The sequence below is a fragment of the Nocardiopsis nanhaiensis genome, from assembly GCF_054778635.1.
Genome location: NZ_BAAGZJ010000042.1, coordinates 1 through 16,240, shown reverse-complemented (window position 1 = coordinate 16,240; position 16,240 = coordinate 1). Strand labels below are relative to the sequence as shown.

Annotated in this window: 12 protein-coding genes and 2 tRNA genes; 9 read left to right on the top strand and 5 right to left on the bottom strand. The window is 71.2% G+C overall.

The window, feature by feature from the left end; translation table 11 throughout:
- Positions 1–2: 2 nt before the first annotated feature.
- Positions 3–1,436, top strand: coding sequence for a DUF6114 domain-containing protein (locus ACYVD1_RS19990; RefSeq protein WP_460774954.1), 1,434 nt, complete (start codon positions 3–5; stop codon positions 1,434–1,436).
- A gap of 121 nt (positions 1,437–1,557) precedes the next feature.
- Here the strand turns inward: ACYVD1_RS19990 and ACYVD1_RS19985 are convergent, their stop codons facing one another.
- The gene (locus tag ACYVD1_RS19985) at positions 1,558–3,405 is read right to left on the bottom strand and encodes a UvrD-helicase domain-containing protein (protein ID WP_460774952.1); all 1,848 of its coding nucleotides are present in this window, start codon (positions 3,403–3,405) and stop codon (positions 1,558–1,560) included.
- A 730-nt stretch (positions 3,406–4,135) separates the two neighbouring features.
- Between ACYVD1_RS19985 and ACYVD1_RS19980 the strand changes: the two genes are divergently transcribed.
- The 3 genes from ACYVD1_RS19980 to ACYVD1_RS19970 all read left to right on the top strand — a co-directional run bounded on the left by ACYVD1_RS19980 (position 4,136) and on the right by ACYVD1_RS19970 (position 7,099).
- Positions 4,136–4,777: a DUF1707 SHOCT-like domain-containing protein gene (locus ACYVD1_RS19980; RefSeq protein WP_460762302.1), complete on the top strand. Its 642-nt coding sequence runs from the start codon at positions 4,136–4,138 to the stop codon at positions 4,775–4,777.
- Between the two features lie 166 nt (positions 4,778–4,943).
- Entirely contained in the window at positions 4,944–5,576 is a 633-nt protein-coding gene (locus ACYVD1_RS19975) for a SanA/YdcF family protein (protein WP_460774950.1), read from the top strand.
- 77 nt (positions 5,577–5,653) lie between these two features.
- A complete protein-coding gene (locus ACYVD1_RS19970; protein WP_460762294.1) occupies positions 5,654–7,099 on the top strand; it encodes a hypothetical protein in 1,446 nt (481 codons plus the stop codon).
- 19 nt (positions 7,100–7,118) lie between these two features.
- Here ACYVD1_RS19970 and ACYVD1_RS19965 read toward each other — a convergent pair whose 3' ends face one another.
- Both ACYVD1_RS19965 and ACYVD1_RS19960 read right to left on the bottom strand, forming a co-directional pair.
- Entirely contained in the window at positions 7,119–7,886 is a 768-nt protein-coding gene (locus ACYVD1_RS19965; RefSeq protein ID WP_460762291.1) for a SanA/YdcF family protein, read from the bottom strand.
- Positions 7,887–7,935: 49 nt separating this feature from the next.
- The gene (locus ACYVD1_RS19960) at positions 7,936–9,153 is read right to left on the bottom strand and encodes a flavin monoamine oxidase family protein (RefSeq protein ID WP_460762286.1); all 1,218 of its coding nucleotides are present in this window, start codon (positions 9,151–9,153) and stop codon (positions 7,936–7,938) included.
- Between the two features lie 119 nt (positions 9,154–9,272).
- Between ACYVD1_RS19960 and ACYVD1_RS19955 the strand changes: the two genes are divergently transcribed.
- Positions 9,273–10,838, top strand: a complete 1,566-nt coding sequence (locus ACYVD1_RS19955; protein WP_460762282.1) for a DUF885 family protein — start codon at positions 9,273–9,275, stop codon at positions 10,836–10,838.
- Positions 10,839–10,896: 58 nt separating this feature from the next.
- On the opposite strand, the gene ACYVD1_RS19950 is transcribed toward ACYVD1_RS19955, so the two are convergent.
- Together ACYVD1_RS19950 and ACYVD1_RS19945 are read right to left on the bottom strand one after the other, a co-directional pair.
- Positions 10,897–11,895, bottom strand: a complete 999-nt coding sequence (locus tag ACYVD1_RS19950) for an N-acetylmuramic acid 6-phosphate etherase (RefSeq protein WP_460762279.1) — start codon at positions 11,893–11,895, stop codon at positions 10,897–10,899.
- A gap of 72 nt (positions 11,896–11,967) precedes the next feature.
- The gene (locus tag ACYVD1_RS19945) at positions 11,968–12,960 is read right to left on the bottom strand and encodes a MurR/RpiR family transcriptional regulator (RefSeq protein ID WP_460762275.1); all 993 of its coding nucleotides are present in this window, start codon (positions 12,958–12,960) and stop codon (positions 11,968–11,970) included.
- Between the two features lie 202 nt (positions 12,961–13,162).
- On the opposite strand from ACYVD1_RS19945, the gene ACYVD1_RS19940 reads away from it, so the two are divergent.
- The 4 genes from ACYVD1_RS19940 (at position 13,163) to ACYVD1_RS19925 (ending at position 15,845) form a co-directional block, all read left to right on the top strand.
- A complete protein-coding gene (locus tag ACYVD1_RS19940; protein ID WP_460762271.1) occupies positions 13,163–14,911 on the top strand; it encodes an AfsR/SARP family transcriptional regulator in 1,749 nt (582 codons plus the stop codon).
- 184 nt (positions 14,912–15,095) lie between these two features.
- A complete protein-coding gene (locus ACYVD1_RS19935) occupies positions 15,096–15,281 on the top strand; it encodes a hypothetical protein (protein WP_460762268.1) in 186 nt (61 codons plus the stop codon).
- A gap of 182 nt (positions 15,282–15,463) precedes the next feature.
- Positions 15,464–15,539 (top strand) — tRNA-Lys (locus ACYVD1_RS19930).
- A 230-nt stretch (positions 15,540–15,769) separates the two neighbouring features.
- A tRNA-Lys gene (locus ACYVD1_RS19925) sits at positions 15,770–15,845 on the top strand.
- Positions 15,846–16,240: the final 395 nt, after the last annotated feature.

Genomic DNA, 16,240 nt, shown 5'->3' with positions numbered 1-16,240 from the left:
CCATGGCCCACGCACTGACCTCGGCCCGCTCGGGATGGGGACGGTTCCGCAACTGGCGTCGGACCCGTCCGTTCTGGGGCGGCTTCCTCCTCATCGTTGCCGGAATCGAGCTGCTGGTCGCTCCGGCCGCGCAGAGCCTGATTCTGCCGATCGACCTGATCATCTACGCGGGTATCGCCGGGGTGTCCGGCACCCTGATCGCGGTCCTGCTGATCACCCTCGGCGTGCTGAGCTGGTTCCAGCCCGCACAACACGTGTTCTTCGGCATCGTCGGGATCATGCTCGCGCTGGTGTCGTTCGTGACCTCCAACTTCGGCGGGTTCGCCATCGGGATGCTGCTCGGCATCGTCGGCGGCTCGCTCGTCTTCGCGTGGGCGCCCAACGTCCAGCGGCGCTCACGAAAGCGCCGCAGGGCGACGGCGCCGGACACGTCCGAGACCGCCGAAGCCACCGAGGACGCTGAGGAGAAGGACAGCGACACCTCCGCCGGGGACGGCCCCGGCACCCGCACAGAGGCACCCGCCGACGCCGACGGATCCGGGGCCGACAGGGGCGAGGCCGACCAGGGCGAGCCCGTCAAGGACCCGCGCAGGGGGCCACGGCCCCTCGCCGTCCTTGCCCTGCCGCTCGCGGCGGTCGTCACCATCGCCTCGGCACCCGCCCCCGCCCTGGGCTGGCCCTGGGACTGGTTCCGGCCCGGCGATGACGAGGAGCAGTCGGAGGAGGCGCCGTCCGAGGAACCCTCTGACGATGCCTCCGACGACACCGACCCGGGCGAGACCGATCCGGACGAGACCGACCCGGACGAGGGTGACGAAGAGGAAGACGACGAGGACGACGAGGGGGAAGAGGACGAGGAGAGCGTCGACGAGGACGATCTGGAGAGCCTCGAGGAGTGCGAGTACCGCATCGGCGACGCCGCCCAGATCGAGGACGAGGAGGAGTTCCTCGCCGCGGTCCTGGCTTGTCAGGACGCCGAGGAGGAAGGCGAACTGCCGGACGTCCCGGTCGACTCCGACTACAACTGCTTCACCGGTTCGGTACGGGAGTCCGGTCTCACCGCGGACCGGCTCACGATGCGCGGAGCCCGCTACGAGGGCGTGGTGGAGTGCCCGACGACGGACGGCCCTGAGCGCTACATCCGGCTCACCATGAGCAGCAGCGATCTCAGCGGCGGTGAACTGTGGTTCGAGGACGCCGGATCCCGGATGTCCCTCCAACTGCCCACCATGAACATGACCGGTGACGTGGAGCTCCATGTCACCCGCATGCACGTGCGGATCCTGGGTATCCCGCTGACCTTCACCCCGGACTTCCCGCCCCCGCTCCTGCTCCCGTTCATGATCGTGACCGACGTCGACGTGAGCAGCCCGCTCGGCTCCACCGAGTCCATGACCATCCCGAACCTCAACGCCCAGCACAACGGGGGCGCTTAGCGCTTTCCCGCCCTCCCCGGCGAACCCGAGGGGAGGGCACAGAGACACCGGACGGGGGCGCCGCACACCCAGCGGCGCCCCCGTTGCCGTGCCCAGCCCTAAGGAGGCGGCACTGCTGCGGTCAGCGCTCCGCGATCAGGCGGCTCGGCCGACCCACGTGTGAGACGTACAGCGCGTCCCGGGCGCGGGTGCAGGCTACGAACAACAGCGTCCGCTCCTGCTGGTAGGCGTGCTCCAGCGCCACCTGGTCGCCGTCGGCCGCCTCAAGGGCCGCCTTGGGCGGGAGCAGGTGGTCGCTCACCCCGACCAACGCCACACAGCGGAACTCCTGTCCCTTCATCCGGTGCATCGTGCCGACCCGGACCGCCGAGGTGCCACCGGCACCCTCCAACGGCGTGGTGGCCACACCGCGCGCCTCCAACTCCTTCGCGAGGCCGCGCACCACCCAGTGGTTGCGTCCGGCGACCGCGATCTCTCTCGGGTTCACCCCGGCCTCCAACCACACCCGAACCCACTCGCCCAGCGCGGTGAGCTCCTCGGCGCGGCTGTCACAGCCGCGCACGACCGGTACCGGACCGCGCAGCAGCGAACGGAATCCCGCCAGGGTGTCGGCATCGTCGTCCATCCCCAGAGCGGCCCGCCGCCCCAGGATCGGCATACTCCAGTCCAGGATCTCCTGGGTCACCCGGTAACTCACCCGCAGCCGGTGGCCCCGGCCGCGCACGTTGATGCCCAGCGAAGCCAGGGACACCCGGTTGTCGGACACCCGCTGGTGCGGGTCGCCCACGATGAACAGGTCGTCGGGGCCCTCCGGTACGGCAGCACGCAGCATCCGCCACTGCGCCGGGTGCAGGTCCTGGGCCTCGTCGACCACGACGTGCCGGTACCGCGGGCCGGAGCGCGACAGCAGACGGGCCGCCTCACCGGCCAGCTGCGGATAGGACCACAGGCCCTCCACCCGCATCGCGCCCACGTAGCGCCGAACCGTCTCCCACACCTGTCGCCGGTGTTCGGGCGCCAGGTGTTGGACGCGGCCGCTGCGCTCGCACCGGATGTAGTCGGGCAGCATGTCCAGGCCCTTGGCCAGGATCACCTGTTCCCATTCGTCGACGAGGAAGCGCCCGGAGAAGGGCAGGCCGTCGGCGAGGGCGACCGCGCGCCAGCGCTGGGCCAGCTCGTCCTTGCCCGCCATGCGCGGGGCCATGCTGGAGTGCGCCTGGACGACCGACCTGGCGAGGCTGTCGATGGTGGCCACCCGGACCCGGGAGCGCGTGCCGGGGTCGGGTAGCAGCTGGTCGAGGCGGTCGGCCAGGGACTGGGCCAGGCCGCGGTTGAAGGTGGTGAGGAGGACGGACTCGGCGGTGTCCTCGGGGTGGGCCGCGGCGTCCAGCTCGGCCAGGTGTGCGGCCCGGTAGAGGGCCATCACGGTCTTGCCGGTGCCGGGGCCGCCGGTGACCTGGACGGAGCCGTTGAAGTGCGCTTCGACCACTCGGTACTGGTCCGGGTGCAGGGTGATCTGCCACTGGGCGAAGGGCGAGTTGAGCGCGCCGGCGAGTTCGGGCGGCCCGGCGGGTGTGGGGTCGGCGTGGCCGTGGCCCGCCCCGGCCAGTGGTCCGGCCAAGATGTCGGTCAGGGTGTCCGGACGCAGGTTCTGGGCGTAGCGAACGGCTTCGGCGTGCGGCCGCACGGTGAGCAGACGGTAGGGCGGATCCTCGGCACTGTTCTCCCCGGTACCGGTCTCCCCGTCCTGATCGGGGTCGGCTTCGGGGCTGGGGACGACGACGCCGGACCAGTCGGGGGCGATGCTGACGACCCGGACCCGGGGGTCGGCGGCGCCCGCGACGGCCTCCAGCCCGGTGTGGTCACCGGCTTGGTAGGCGCGCATCACGGCCAGGGTGTCGAGCTGGACGTCGGGCGTGAGGCGGGTGAAGTCGCTGAGAAACGTCGGGGCGATCGCGAGGGCGGACACGTCGTGGGTTCCTCCGGTCTTCGACCTGATGGCGGCTTTTCCGTGGGTGGTCGGAGCGGATGGTGTCGTGTTCGGGGAAGCCGGCTGGGCTTCGCTTGCACTGGAAACATGCTCCCGGCGGAATTTGGGCAAACGCAGCTCAGGGGGCGATTGCCGACAGGTGGCCTGGTTGTGTTTCGAGCTGTGTCTATGCAGCTCGAAGCGGTCTTTCCGGAGGGGTGTTCGAAGAGGTTTCCCGCGTTTTTCGTGCGGCGGGGGCGGTAGCTGCGCGACCTGCGGTTCTGTCCCGACGCCCAAGGTCCGAAACATGGTTTAGGTATCCGACCGAAAGTGGGGGAACTGGCAGCCATCCCCCTGGTTCGAGTGGTTCGACCGGGGTTGCTGGGGAGCCGGGGGCGAACTTGGGAGATGGGTCGGGTGAGACCGAAACCCAGTCCGCGCCGGGCTGACGTTCTGGCCGGATGTGGACACGCTCTGTGCAGGGCGTTGGGCATTGGGGGATCGTGTACCTACCTGGGGGAGGTACACGCGTGGTTCAGGACTCTGCCGGGGTCCGTCCTACCCCGGCAGAGTCCTCAACCACCCTAGAGAAGCGTTACCCAGTCCCCCTCCCGTCCAAAGCGCGACAGCTTCGGCAACCTTCGTCTTCCCTCTCCCAGCCGCTGTGTGAGCCACCCCGCATGCTCTAACGTGGGTGTGACAAACAGGGCGGAAGGAGCGGGACGAGCACGTGGCCCCCAATGACATGAGCCGGATGCGCATCTCGGACACCGAGCGTGACCAGGTCGCCGAGATCCTGCGTGAGGCGGCGGGCGAGGGACGCCTCGACCTCGACGAACTCGACGACCGCCTCACCGCCGTCTACGCGGCCAAGACCTACGCGGACCTGGAACCCATCGTGGCCGACCTTCCCGCCGGCGCCGGAGGGTTCGGAGGCTCGGCCTCCGGGGCCGCGGGCGGGCGCGGCACGGTCTCACCTGTGCCCCACAACCCCGTCGCGGGTGGCCAGCCCCTGGTCATCAAGGCCAAAGGCAGCCCCGTGGTCCGCAGGGGGGAGTGGACCGTCCCCCACCGCGTCGAGGTCGACGCCCGCTTCGGCAGCACCAGGCTCGACTTCCGCCAGGCCCGGCTCACCACCCCCGTGATCGAGGTGTGGGTGGACACCTCCTGGGGCGGCGCCGACCTGATCCTGCCGGAGGACGCCACCGCCGAGGTCGATGTCGACGCCTCCTGGTTCGGCACGCTGCGCTCCGACATCGACTCCATCCGCAAGGCCAACGCCCCCCACTTCGTCATCACCGGTGCCTGCCAGGGCGGCAGCCTCCGGGTGCGCCACAAGAAGTCCGGCGGCTGGGCCGGCATCTTCGGCTGAGGTACCGGCGCCGGGCCCGTACGCGTACCGGTGCCCGGGCCCACGGGGCACCACCCCTCCCGCCCCGCGCAGGGGAGCGGAGGGCCGACCCGCCTGCCTCCGCCGTACGCCATGATGGTGGGGCACGCCGCAGGGGCCGTGCGAGAAAGCGGGAGGACACGGGGCTTTGGGAATCTGGATCGCGGTGATCGGAGCGGGTGTGTGCGCCTTGGCGGCAGGACCCTATACCTGGACCCGCCTCGCCAGTGCGGGCCGCCGCGGAACCGTCGACTCCGTCGCATCCCGGCCCGCAGCGGTGGTGCTCGGCGCTGCCGCCTGGCGCGACGGCCCCTCCCCGCTGCTCGCCCGCCGCTTGGACCTGGCCGTGGAGCTGGTAGCGGCGGGAAAGGTCGAGCGCGTCGTCGTCTCCGGTGACAACCGCGAGGTCTCCCGCCGTGAGACCGACACGATGACCGACTACCTCGTGGAGCACGGCGTCCCCGCAGGCCTGGTCGAGGCGGACCCGTACGGCTTCCGCACCTGGGACACCTGTGTGCGGGTCCGGGGATTCTACGGGGTGGACGCGGCGGTCATGGTCACGCAGTCCTTCCACCTGCCCCGGACCATCGCCCTGGCCCGCGCCGCGGGCATCGACGCCGTGGGTGTGGGCGACCACAGCCTCGGCGCCCGCCGCCGGTCCACCGCGATCGGCTACGCACGGGAGGTCCCGGCCGCCGCCAAAGCACTGCGCGACGCCCTCCTGCGGCCTGCTCCTGCCCAGGACGGCCGCCCCGACCCGAGGGACCCACAGGAGCCCTGACCGTTCCCGGCGGGCCCGTGACAAGGACGGCCCGGAGGCCGATTCGCGCAGCGGCGCATAGCGGGGATAATCGCCCCATGAACGCGACGGGAAACGAAGACAAAGACAACACGGAGAACGTGGACTGGGCAGCTCTGGCCCCCGAAGGCGGGGACCGCATCCCTCAGCTGCTCGAACAGGTCGCGTCCAGTGACAGTGCCGTGTCCGACCTCCACGACATCATCCACTTCCCCGCGCCGGGCCACCGGGCGGCGCCCAAGGCCGCTGGCCGCTTGATCGACATCGCGACCGCGGAGGAGACCCCGCCGTCCGACCGCTGGCGTCCGCTCAGCCTCCTGCTCGAGCTGGTCAGCGCGCACGCGGAGGACCGCTTCCCACAGCAGCGCGACCTCGGCCAGTGGCGCGACGAAGTGGCCTGGGTCGGCGCGAACGACGCGGAGAAGGTCCGGGCGCAGTACCGCACCTGGTTGGAGGAGGCGCCAGACGAGCAGCAGTACCTCCGGATGCGCAACCGCCTCGCCGTCATGGAGTCCGACGACGGCGCCGAGCTGATCCAAGCCGAGCTGGACACCTACGAGGCGGTGATCGCCCGGGTTCCCGACCTCCTCACCCTGCTCAAGGGCGGCGCCAACCGGGGCGGCCTGGACCGCGCGGGGGAGTGGGTCAGCTACCTGCTGGGCTTCCTGACCGCGGACGCCGAGCGCATCGCCGCCGAGATCACCGGCGCCTCCCAGATGCTTCTCGCCAAGGACCTGCGCCCCGCGCCCAAGGCACCCACCACCATGCGCGAGGCGATGAACCAGGCGACGGACAACGGTGATCCGCTGCCCGCCGAACTGTTCGCCCTCGGACTGGTCGCCGACCCCAGTGACGTCGACACCACCATCGGCCTCACCCACCAGATGGCCGGCGGCAACCTCTACAACTCCTTCGCCGCCTCGGTCGCCGCGGTCCTGATCCACGGCGAGAACACCCCGCGCGAGGGTCTGCGCCGGATCGGCCGCGGCGGCGGCACGTCCGTGGGCTACGAAGGCCTGTTCAACGAGTCGTGGCCGCACTGCGGCAGCCGTTCCCCGCAGGTCCTGGGCTTCCTGGCGCTGGGACGCGCCGGTGACCGCGCCCGCCGCCTGCGCCTGGACATCCTGCCCGGCCTCATCAAGGGGGAGGACGACTCGCGCGCCCTGGTCACCGGGGTCGGCCTGGAGATCGTCCTCGGCCCCCGCAGCAAGGGGTACTCGGCCGAAGAGCACGCCCAGGCCGACTACGACGAGGAGACCCTGAAGGTCCTGTGGGCCATCGCGGAGCTGCCCGCCTCGGCATGGGAGGACGAGGAGTTCACCTCGACGCTCAGCGCCTGGTCGCTTCCGGACAACGCCGAGGAGTTCTGCGCCCTGGTCGGCGTCGAGCCCGAGCCGGAGGCCGAGGAGGAGTCGGAGGCCGCCGCCCCGCAGCCCCAGCAGTTCGCGGAGCCCCAGCAGCATGTTCCCACCGGTCTCCTCGGCCGCCTGTTCGGCGGCCGGTAGGTGTCCCGGCCCTGGCCGGTCAGCTGTCGCGCGGCTCCCCGGAACCGTCCGGGTCTGAGGAGTCCTCGGCAGCCCCGGCCAGGGCGTCGTCCACGCCGCTCTCGTAGTCGCCGAGCAGGGTCGGGTCGGGCTGGAAGAGCACCGTGCGCAGTGCCGCCACCGCGGCGGGGACCTCCCTGGCCCACCCGTAGACCGTGGCGAACCCGCGTTCCTCCAGGCTGGAGCCGCCTACGCCCACCGTGTCGATCCCCGCGGCCTGGCACAGGCGCACCGCGCGGGGAAGGTGGAACTCCTGGGTGAGGACCGTCGCCTCGGTCACCCCGAAGATCTCGCTGGCCCGGGCGCACGAGTCCCAGGTGGAGAACCCCGCATAGTCGCCGACCACCCGGTCCTCGGGCACCCCCGCCGCCACGACGTAGTCGTGCATGGTGTCGGTCTCGTTGTAGTGATCGGCACCGTTGTCGCCGGTCACCAGGACCGCCTGGACACTGCCCGCCTCGTACAGCTCGACCGCCAGGTCCAAGCGCTGGGCCAGGATGTAGCTGGGCAGGCCGTCGGGGCGCACACCCGCGCCCAGGACGATGGCCACGGGCCGGTCGGGCACCTCGTCCGCAGCGTGGCGCTGTTCGCTGGTGGCGGTCAGGATCCACACGAAGGGCGCGCACAACAGCACCAGGGTGGCCGCGGCGAACAGGACGAGTCGGCGCCGACGGCGGGCAGTGCCGCGGGGCCGGTCGTCGGAAACGTCGTCGGGCGTCTGGCCGGGGGCGGGGTCCGAGGTCGTCACACAGGGGGAGACGACCGGGGTGGGACGGGAGTTCCCCGCGATCCGGGGTTCAGGCGTGCATGCGGCGGAGGGCGTCCATGGCGCTGTCGACGACCTCCTGGTCGCTGTATCCGGCGAGCCGGTGCGCGTGGTCGCCGCCGTTGAAGCCGAGCAGGACCGGTTGCCCGAAGGCCTTGTGGCCGTTCACCCACCAGGACCACAGGCCGGGGGTGTCGGGGTCGGACCATTCGAGGAGGTGCGCCTCCCGGTCCCAGAAGACGCTGGGGAACCACAGCCACAGTTTGTCCAACAGGCCCATGCCCAGCGTCTCGACGGCCGCCCGCTTCTCACTCGGCAGTTCCGGGTGGAAGGTGACGGAGCCGGCTTTGAGCACCCCCAAGGGCAGCGTGACCACGCAGTACTCGCCCCGAACCGCCTCTCCGTCCGCCAGGCGCGCGATCGTCTCCTCGGCGCCGTGCTCGACGGCGGTTACCACCGCACCGAGGCGTACCGGTACCCCGCCGCGGGCCTGTTCGACCAGCTGGTCGTAGCCGTCAGGGAGCAGGAGGTCGTCACCGTGCCCGCCCACGCCCTCGTTGTCGGCGGTGATCGAGAGTTGGTGGGGCTCCGCGCCGTACTCCTGGGTGTAGACCGCGTTGGCGGCGTTGAGCAGCCGCGCGGAGGGGTTGTCGGGGAACACCGCTGAGATGGGTGTGGAGTCGGGGTCGGGCACGAGGTCCATGCGCTCGGTGTACTGTTCCAGCTCCTCGTAGGCGCCGTCGTCCTGGCCGAAGACCTCGTCGTAGCCGAAGCGGATCCGGCGCCCGCCGCTCGCCTGGAGGAGCTCTGTGATCGGGTTGCCCTCGTGTTTGTGGATCCAGGAGGCGCCCATGTCCGCGGCCATGCCGTCGACCCGCTCGGTCCACACGCGGCCGCCGGTGCGCTGGCGACCCTCGAGGACGGTGACCCGCAGACCCGCGTCCGCGAGCGCCCGCGCGCAGGCCAGTCCGGCGAACCCGGCACCGACCACGGTGACGGTCTGCCCCTGCCCCGCAGTCCGGAGCACCTCGGCTGCGGCCCGCCGGCCGCTGAGGAGGGCGCCCGCAGTGGTCGCGGGGGCCTCGTCGGACGTCGCCTCGCCGGCGAAGTGCAGCCGTCCGACGGGAGCGGCGAGGTGACCGCGGACGGCGGTACCCAGCGGGTTCGGCGGGAGGTAGGAGTAGGAGCCCAGGGCGAAGGGGTCGGACGACCAGGAAGTGCGCAGGTGGCGTGTGGGTGCGGGGATCACGAGAGTCCTCTGTTCGCTGGGGCGGGACGCGGACAACGTCCCGGACCGCGGGCAGTCGGGCCATCGTATTACCGGGCCGGTCGACCGGAGGGTCGGGCCGGGCCGGTTAGAGTCGCCGCATGCCTGCACAGCCACACCATGACGAACTCCCCGCGCGACTGCGGGTCCTCGCAGACCTCCTGCCCGGGTCCATGCGTGAGAGTTCGGGGATGCACGAGTACGACGGTAAGGCCGCTGACCTCTCCCCGGAGGGTGTGCGCGACGGGCTCCTCCGGATCGGGGGCCGACCCCTGGACGACGCGCACGACGAGGCCCACCTCTCCGCCTTCGAGAGCGCGTTGCGTTACGAGTTCGAGGAGTTGGAGCTGTACCGCTCGAACCCGCTCTACCACGCGGGTCAGATGGACGTCTCCGGCTACGAGCGCGATTACGCGCCCAAGGCGGAGCGCGCCGCCGCCCGGATCGAGCACCTGAAGCTCTGGCCGGCTCTGGTCGACAACGCGCTGGCCGCACTGGACCGGATCCCCGCACCGGTCGCGGCCTCCCTCCTCGGCGCGGTCGTCGGGGTGGCGGAAGGGTTGCCGGACGACCTGCCCGAGGACGTGCGGCGGGACGCCCTCGAAGCGCACGCCCGCTTGGTCGCGCACGTGGAGAGGGCAGCGGAGAGCGGTCCGGAGAGCGCGAAGCTGGGCGCCGAGGTGCTCCGCGGGCTGATGGGCATCGGCGAGGCCATGGAGGTCGACCTCGACGACCTGGCCGCACGGGCCGAAACCGAGCGGGACCGGTTGCGGGCCAACCTGGCCGAGGCCACCGAGCGGCTGGCCCCGGGACGCGACCCCATGGAGTTCAGCCGCGAACTCACCCGTCGGCACCCCGACACCGACGGGGTCCTCGAAGCCGCCCGAACGTGGACCCGGATCGCCGTCGACTTCACCGAGGAGCGTCAGCTCGCGCCCTACAGCGACGGGGAGTGCCGAGTCGACGTGCCGCCGCCCGCCATGCGCTGGGCCACCGCGATGATGGTCTGGTCCGGGCCGTGGGAGCGGGACACCCCGTCCTTCTACTACATCACTCCGCCCGACCCGAAGCTGTCCGAGGCGGAGGCCGAGGAATGGCTGGAGATGTTCAGCCACACCACCCTGCCCGCGGTGAGCGTCCACGAGGCGGCGCCCGGCCACTACTCACACGGACGCGCGCTTCGCCGGGTCGCCAGCCCGGTGCGGCGGGCCCTGGAGTCCATGACCTTCGCCGAAGGCTGGGCGCACTACGCCGAGGAGATGTGCCTGGAGGAGGGCTTCGGCGAGTACGCCGCCGCGCGGCTCGGGGATCCCGAGTGGACGGCCGACCACTACGAGATCGGTGTCTGGCTGGAGGCACTGATCCGCGTCACCCGGCTGTCCGTGGCCATCGGTATGCACACCGGGACGATGACGGTCGGGGCAGCGGCGGAAAGGTTCTCCGAAGACACCCCGCTGCAGGGACCGTCGGCGCTGTCCGAGGCCCGGCGGGCGACCTTCGACCCCACCTACGGAAGGTACACGTGGGGCAAGCTCGAGATCCTGGCGCTGCGCGAGCGCGCCCGGGAACGGTGGGGGAGTGAGTTCACTCTGCCGCGCTTCCACCGCGCCCTGCTGGAACTGGGTTCGCCGCCGATCGGCCTGATCGGGGCGATCCTCGACGAATAGCGCGGGACCGGTTCCCACAGGCCGGTTCCCACGGGTGGGGAACCGGCCCAAGGCTCCCTCAGGCGCTTTCCGGCCCTTCACCGGGCAGCCCCAGTTCGTTCAGGGCCACCCGAACCCGGCCCCGGCCCTTCTCCAGGGCCCGCGCGGCCCGTCCGGCGTCCACCTCGGCCAACAGCGAGACCAGAGCGACCCGGGTGTCGCCGTCCGCCGCGGTCAGCGCCTCCGCGCACTCTTCCTCGTCCAGACCGGTGGCCTCGACCAGAATCGTCACCACCCGTCCGCGCAGCTTGCCGTTGGTGGCGTCCACGCCCACCATCAGGTTCGAGTAGGTCCGCCCCATGCGCACCATCACCGCCGTGGAGAACGCGTTCAGCAGCAGCTTCTGGGCCGTGCCCGCCTTCATGCGGGTCGATCCGGCGATCACCTCGGCCCCGGTCGCCACCCCCACGTGCACATCGGCACTCTGCGCCAGCGGAGCGTCGGGGTTCGCGCTGATGAGCACCGTGCTGGCCGAACACTCACGGGCCGCCTCCAACGCCCCGCCCACGTACGGGGTCCGCCCGCTCGCGGCGAGGCCGACCGCCAGTGACCCCGCGGGTAGCGCGGCCGCGTCCGTTCGGCCGGACTCCCAGTCGTCCTCGATCCCCTCCACGGCCCGCACGAGCGCGTCGCCGCCGCCCGCGTGGTGGGCCACCACCCACTCGGCGGGGACGCCGTAGGTAGGCGGAAGCTCAGCGGCGTCCTGGGCCGCGATCCGGCCCGATGTGCCCGCACCGAAGTAGTGGATGGGCGCACCCTTTTCCAAGGCGGCCACGCCCAGCTCCACCGCACGGGCCAGCTCCGGCAGTACCGCGTTCACGGCCGCCGCGACCGTGGTGTCCTCAGCGTTGATCTGGCGCAGGATGTCCAGCGCCGGAAGCAGGTCGATGTCGTACGTGCCCGAGTTACGGGCCTCGGTGGGCGCCCGCACGATCACGGCCTCACCGTTCTCCGGGCCTTCGGGGGCCTGTTCCCTGCCGCCGCGCACTGCGCTCTCCTGCTCCTGTTCGGTCCGCAACCGTGCTCGTCCTTCCGTCCGGTCGCGCCGGGCCGTTGCCCAGCGGACCACGGTGCCGACGCGCATAGCGGGTCAGTCGTGGTTTCCGTTGTCACTGTCGGTGGTGCTCCGTGCGGGGTCGCTCCGTCTGCGTCTGCGGTCGTCGTTGAGCCGCAGCCCCCGAACCGCCTCGTAGGTGGTCTCCAAGGCGGTCTTGCTGTCTGTGTAGCGGATCTGCGCCAGCCCCACGAACAGGCAGTCCACGACCGTGAGCTGGGCCAGCCGCGAGGCCGTGGCCCCGGAACGGAACATGGTCTCCCGCGCCGCGGTGGTGAGCACGTGGTCGGCGAAGCCGATGGACGAACGGGGATAGTTGGTGATCGCCACGGTTTCCGCGCCCCGCCGTCCCGCCTCGGACAGCGCCTGCACGGTGTCGATGGTCGTGCCGCTGTGCGAGATACCGATCGCGACGTCGCCCTTTTCCAACAGTGCCGCGCTGGTCAGCATCACGTGCGCGTCCGACCACGCGAACGACGCCAGGCCGATCCGGTGCAGCTTCTGTTGCAGGTCGGCGCCGACGAACGCGCTCGCGCCCACCCCGTACACGTCGATTCTGCGCGCGTTGGCCATGGCGCCGATGACCGTGTGCAGGACCTCGACGTCCAAAGCCGCGCCGGTCTCCTCCACGGCGCGCGCATCGGTGTAGGCGATCTTCTGGACGACGGTGACGAGGGTGTCGTCCGGGTTGATGTCGCTGGCCAGCTCGGGGGTGTTGGTCCGCGCGCCCCTGGCCTGACCTGCCTCGGTGGCCAGGGCCAGGCGCAGTTCGCGGTATCCGCTGAAGTCGATGGTGCGGCAGAACCGGATGACGGTGGCCTCGGACGTCGCACAGTCCTTGGCGAGCTGGGTGATGGAGGAGGCAGCGGCTCGTTCGGGGTCGTCGACGACCCGTTGGGCGACCCGCTGTTCGGCGGGGGCGAGTGAGGGGAGTAGCGATCTGATCCGGAGAACCGTTGTGGGGACCGGTGACGGAGGGCCGTCACCCCGGTCCGTGCGGTCACCAGACGGCTTCGGGATTTGCGCCATGGAGGAAAGTTTCTTTCGGTCGTGGTGCAGAGTCAACGCACCGACAGGAAAAACCGGGAGATTCAAGGATTTCAAGGGACGGCCTGCGCGGCAAGTACCCCCGTTCTGATTGCGGGATCCCAGCTCAAGCGGCACTCTTGAAGGCGGGGCGGCGCCGTCCCACCCGACGAACCGGTGCCCGCCTCACAGAGGGGATGGAGCTGTGTCGCTGTTCGACCCGCAGGAATCACGGGGCGAGGCGACCGCCGCACCCCCCTCCCAGGGCCTCTACGTCTGCCTCCTGGGCCACTTCACCGTCCAGGTCGACGGCGTACCCCTCCGCTTGCGCGGTGACCGGCGGCGCGCGCTGCTCGCCACACTCCTCCTGAACGCAGGGAAGGCGGTCCACACCGACGCCCTCATCGAGCGGGTCTGGGAGACCGGCGGGCAGGCCGCCCGCGGCGCACTCCAGGTCCATGTGGCACGGGCGCGGGCCCTCCTCGAGCAGCAGGTGGGACATCCGCTCATCCAGGGCGCCGACGGAGGCTACCGGATCGACCTCGAAGAGCACCGGTCCGACCTCCTGCATTTCCGCGGGCTGGTCCGTGCCGCCGACCACGCCGCGGCGCGGGGGGACCTCGACACCCACGCCGACCACCTCTCCCGGGCGCTGGGCCTCTGGTGCGGGCCGGTCCTGGGCGACGTCGTCGCACCCGTCCTGCACGAACGGGACGTCGCGGTGCTGGACGAGGAGCTGCTCCGCGTGGCGGAGCGGGGGTTCGGGGCGGCGCTGGCCAAGGGCGACCACGAGCGGGTCGCCGCCAGGGTCGCACGCATCGCCGCCGAACACCCGGAACGCGAACCCCTCATCCGGGTCCAGATGATCGCCCTCTACCGCTCCGGTCGACAGAGCGAAGCCCTGCGCGCCTATGCCCGGACCCGCTCGGTGCTGTCCGAGCGCCTGGGCGCGGACCCCGGTGCTGAACTCCAGGAGACCTTCCACGGCATCCTGCGCGGTGACCTGGACAGCCGCCTCGGCCACGGGCCGCTCGTCACCGGGCCGGGCGGTCTCGTCCCCCGGCAGCGTGCCCACCACGACACCCGGCCCTGCGCCGTCCGCGAGAGCCCCCGGCCGACCGAGGCCCTGGTCCCCGCCGAGCTGCCTGCGGCGCCCCGCGCCTTGGTCGGCCGTGCCGAAGCCATGTCGGAACTCGACCGCCTCGTCGATCCCTGCTCACCGGCCCCCGGCAGCGTCCTGGTGCGGGGACCGGCGGGGGCGGGCAGCAGCGCACTGGCCGCGCGATGGGCGCACTCGGTTGCCACGCACTTCCCCGACGGCCAGATCTACGTCAACCTGCGCCGCGCGGACGGCAGCCCGCGCGAACCCGGCGTGGTGCTGAACCGTCTCGTCCGCTCCCTGTCCGCCGACGCGGTGGACACCGGGAACCTGGACGACGGTTCCGCCGAGCCCGACGAGGCCGCCGCCCGGGCCCGCTCCCTGATGGCGGGGCGCAGGGTGCTGTTCCTGCTCGATAATGCCGTTACCGCCCGACAGGTGCGGCCGCTGCTGCCGGGCAGTCCGGGAAGCGCGGCGGTGGTGACGAGCCGCCACTGGCTCACCGACCTCCTGGTGCGGGACGGTCTGCGCGCCCTCCCGCTGGACGCCCTGTCCGAGGAGGATGCGGTCTCGCTGCTGGGTTCCCTCCTGGGCCCGGACCGCTGCCCGCCGGATGTGCTGCGCCGGCTCTCCGAACTCGCGGGCTGCCTGCCACTGTCCCTGCGGATGGCGGTGGCCTGGCTGGACACACACCCGGACCGGTCTGCGGCGGAGCTGGTTCGGCTGGTGGAGAGGGTGGACCCGGCGCAGGGCGTCTCGCCCACGGCCCGGATGGCCGCCGTGCTGCGCGCCGGGCCCCTGGGGGCGGGCACGGCCGCGGGGAAGTACCGACCGGGCTCCGACCACCGGGGCTGAGTCTCCGCCACCGCTCTTACGTGCGGCTTTCAGCCGGGAGGAGACCGACCGCACACCTGGAACAGCGACAATACGGACCGAACGGAAAATCCGGGTTCCGGTCCCGCCAATGGACGGTCGTGAGATCGACCAGATGTGCTTTGGGGGGTGCTCAGCGGTCTGATGAGTCGCTAGTGTCATGATCATGACGCAGAACAACGAGCCCAACCAGGACCCGGCGGGAACCACGCAGCACTTCCGCCGTTTCGTCGACGAGAACCCCGAGCCCGAGGTGGCTCCGCGGCGCCCGATCCTGCCGCTAGTGCTGGCTGGTGTCGGTGTCGTCCTCGCCATCGGCATCATCGTCGCACTGGTTATGGCCTTCTCATAGGACAAGTTGCATGAACCCCATCCGGGAGGCCGCAAGGACCCTTTCGGGTGGCGTTCGGTATGTGACGGGGACGACCCCTGGGCGACCCCACAACCGGTTCGCGACCACCCCGCGGCCCTGCTAGAGTTGTCTCCGTTGCCGCAGCGAGCCGGAAGCATTCCGGGGGTTCGGGCGGTGATCGGGCGTCATTAGCTCAGTCGGCAGAGCAGCTGACTCTTAATCAGCGGGTCCGGGGTTCGAGTCCCTGATGACGCACCACCCAAACGGCCCCGGCCGGACGGTTCATCCGTCCCGCCGGGGCCGTTGTCGTGCGCGCCCCCGCCCCGCTCCCGCGTCCGCCCAGCATGGCGTCGCGCGCGCCTTTTTCCAGTCCGGTGTTCTGGCGCACATCAGCCCGAAGATGGCTCAGGCTCCCCCGAAGTTCCGGTAGAGTTATCTCCGTTGCCGCAGCGAGCCGGAAGCATTCCGGGGGTTCGGGCGGTGATCGGGCGTCATTAGCTCAGTCGGCAGAGCAGCTGACTCTTAATCAGCGGGTCCGGGGTTCGAGTCCCTGATGACGCACCACCCAAACGGCCCCGGCCGGACGGTTCATCCGTCCCGCCGGGGCCGTTGTCGTGCGCGCCCCGGTCGGCCCCTCGACCTCGGGTTCTCGGCATTCGGCCCCTCGACAGTCGGTATCTGGACATGGTGCCCCGTCCCCGCCCCGTGGCAGCTCCGTGTCAGCTTAGTGCCAGGCTCCATGCCAGCTCCATGTCCACAGCTTCTGTAGTGGCGGTGGAGATGGAGAGGCGGGGGTGGGGTGTTCTCCTGCGGTTGGGGTTGCCTTTCGGGGTGGGGTTCCCTCCTTTCCCGCCGCGTGATTGTGGCCGTCTCCGCTGCGCGCCTCAAGGTCGTCGCCATCGAGCGCTTCGCGCGTCAACGGCGCTCCACCTTGACCCGCTCCGCTACGACGGCGGGTT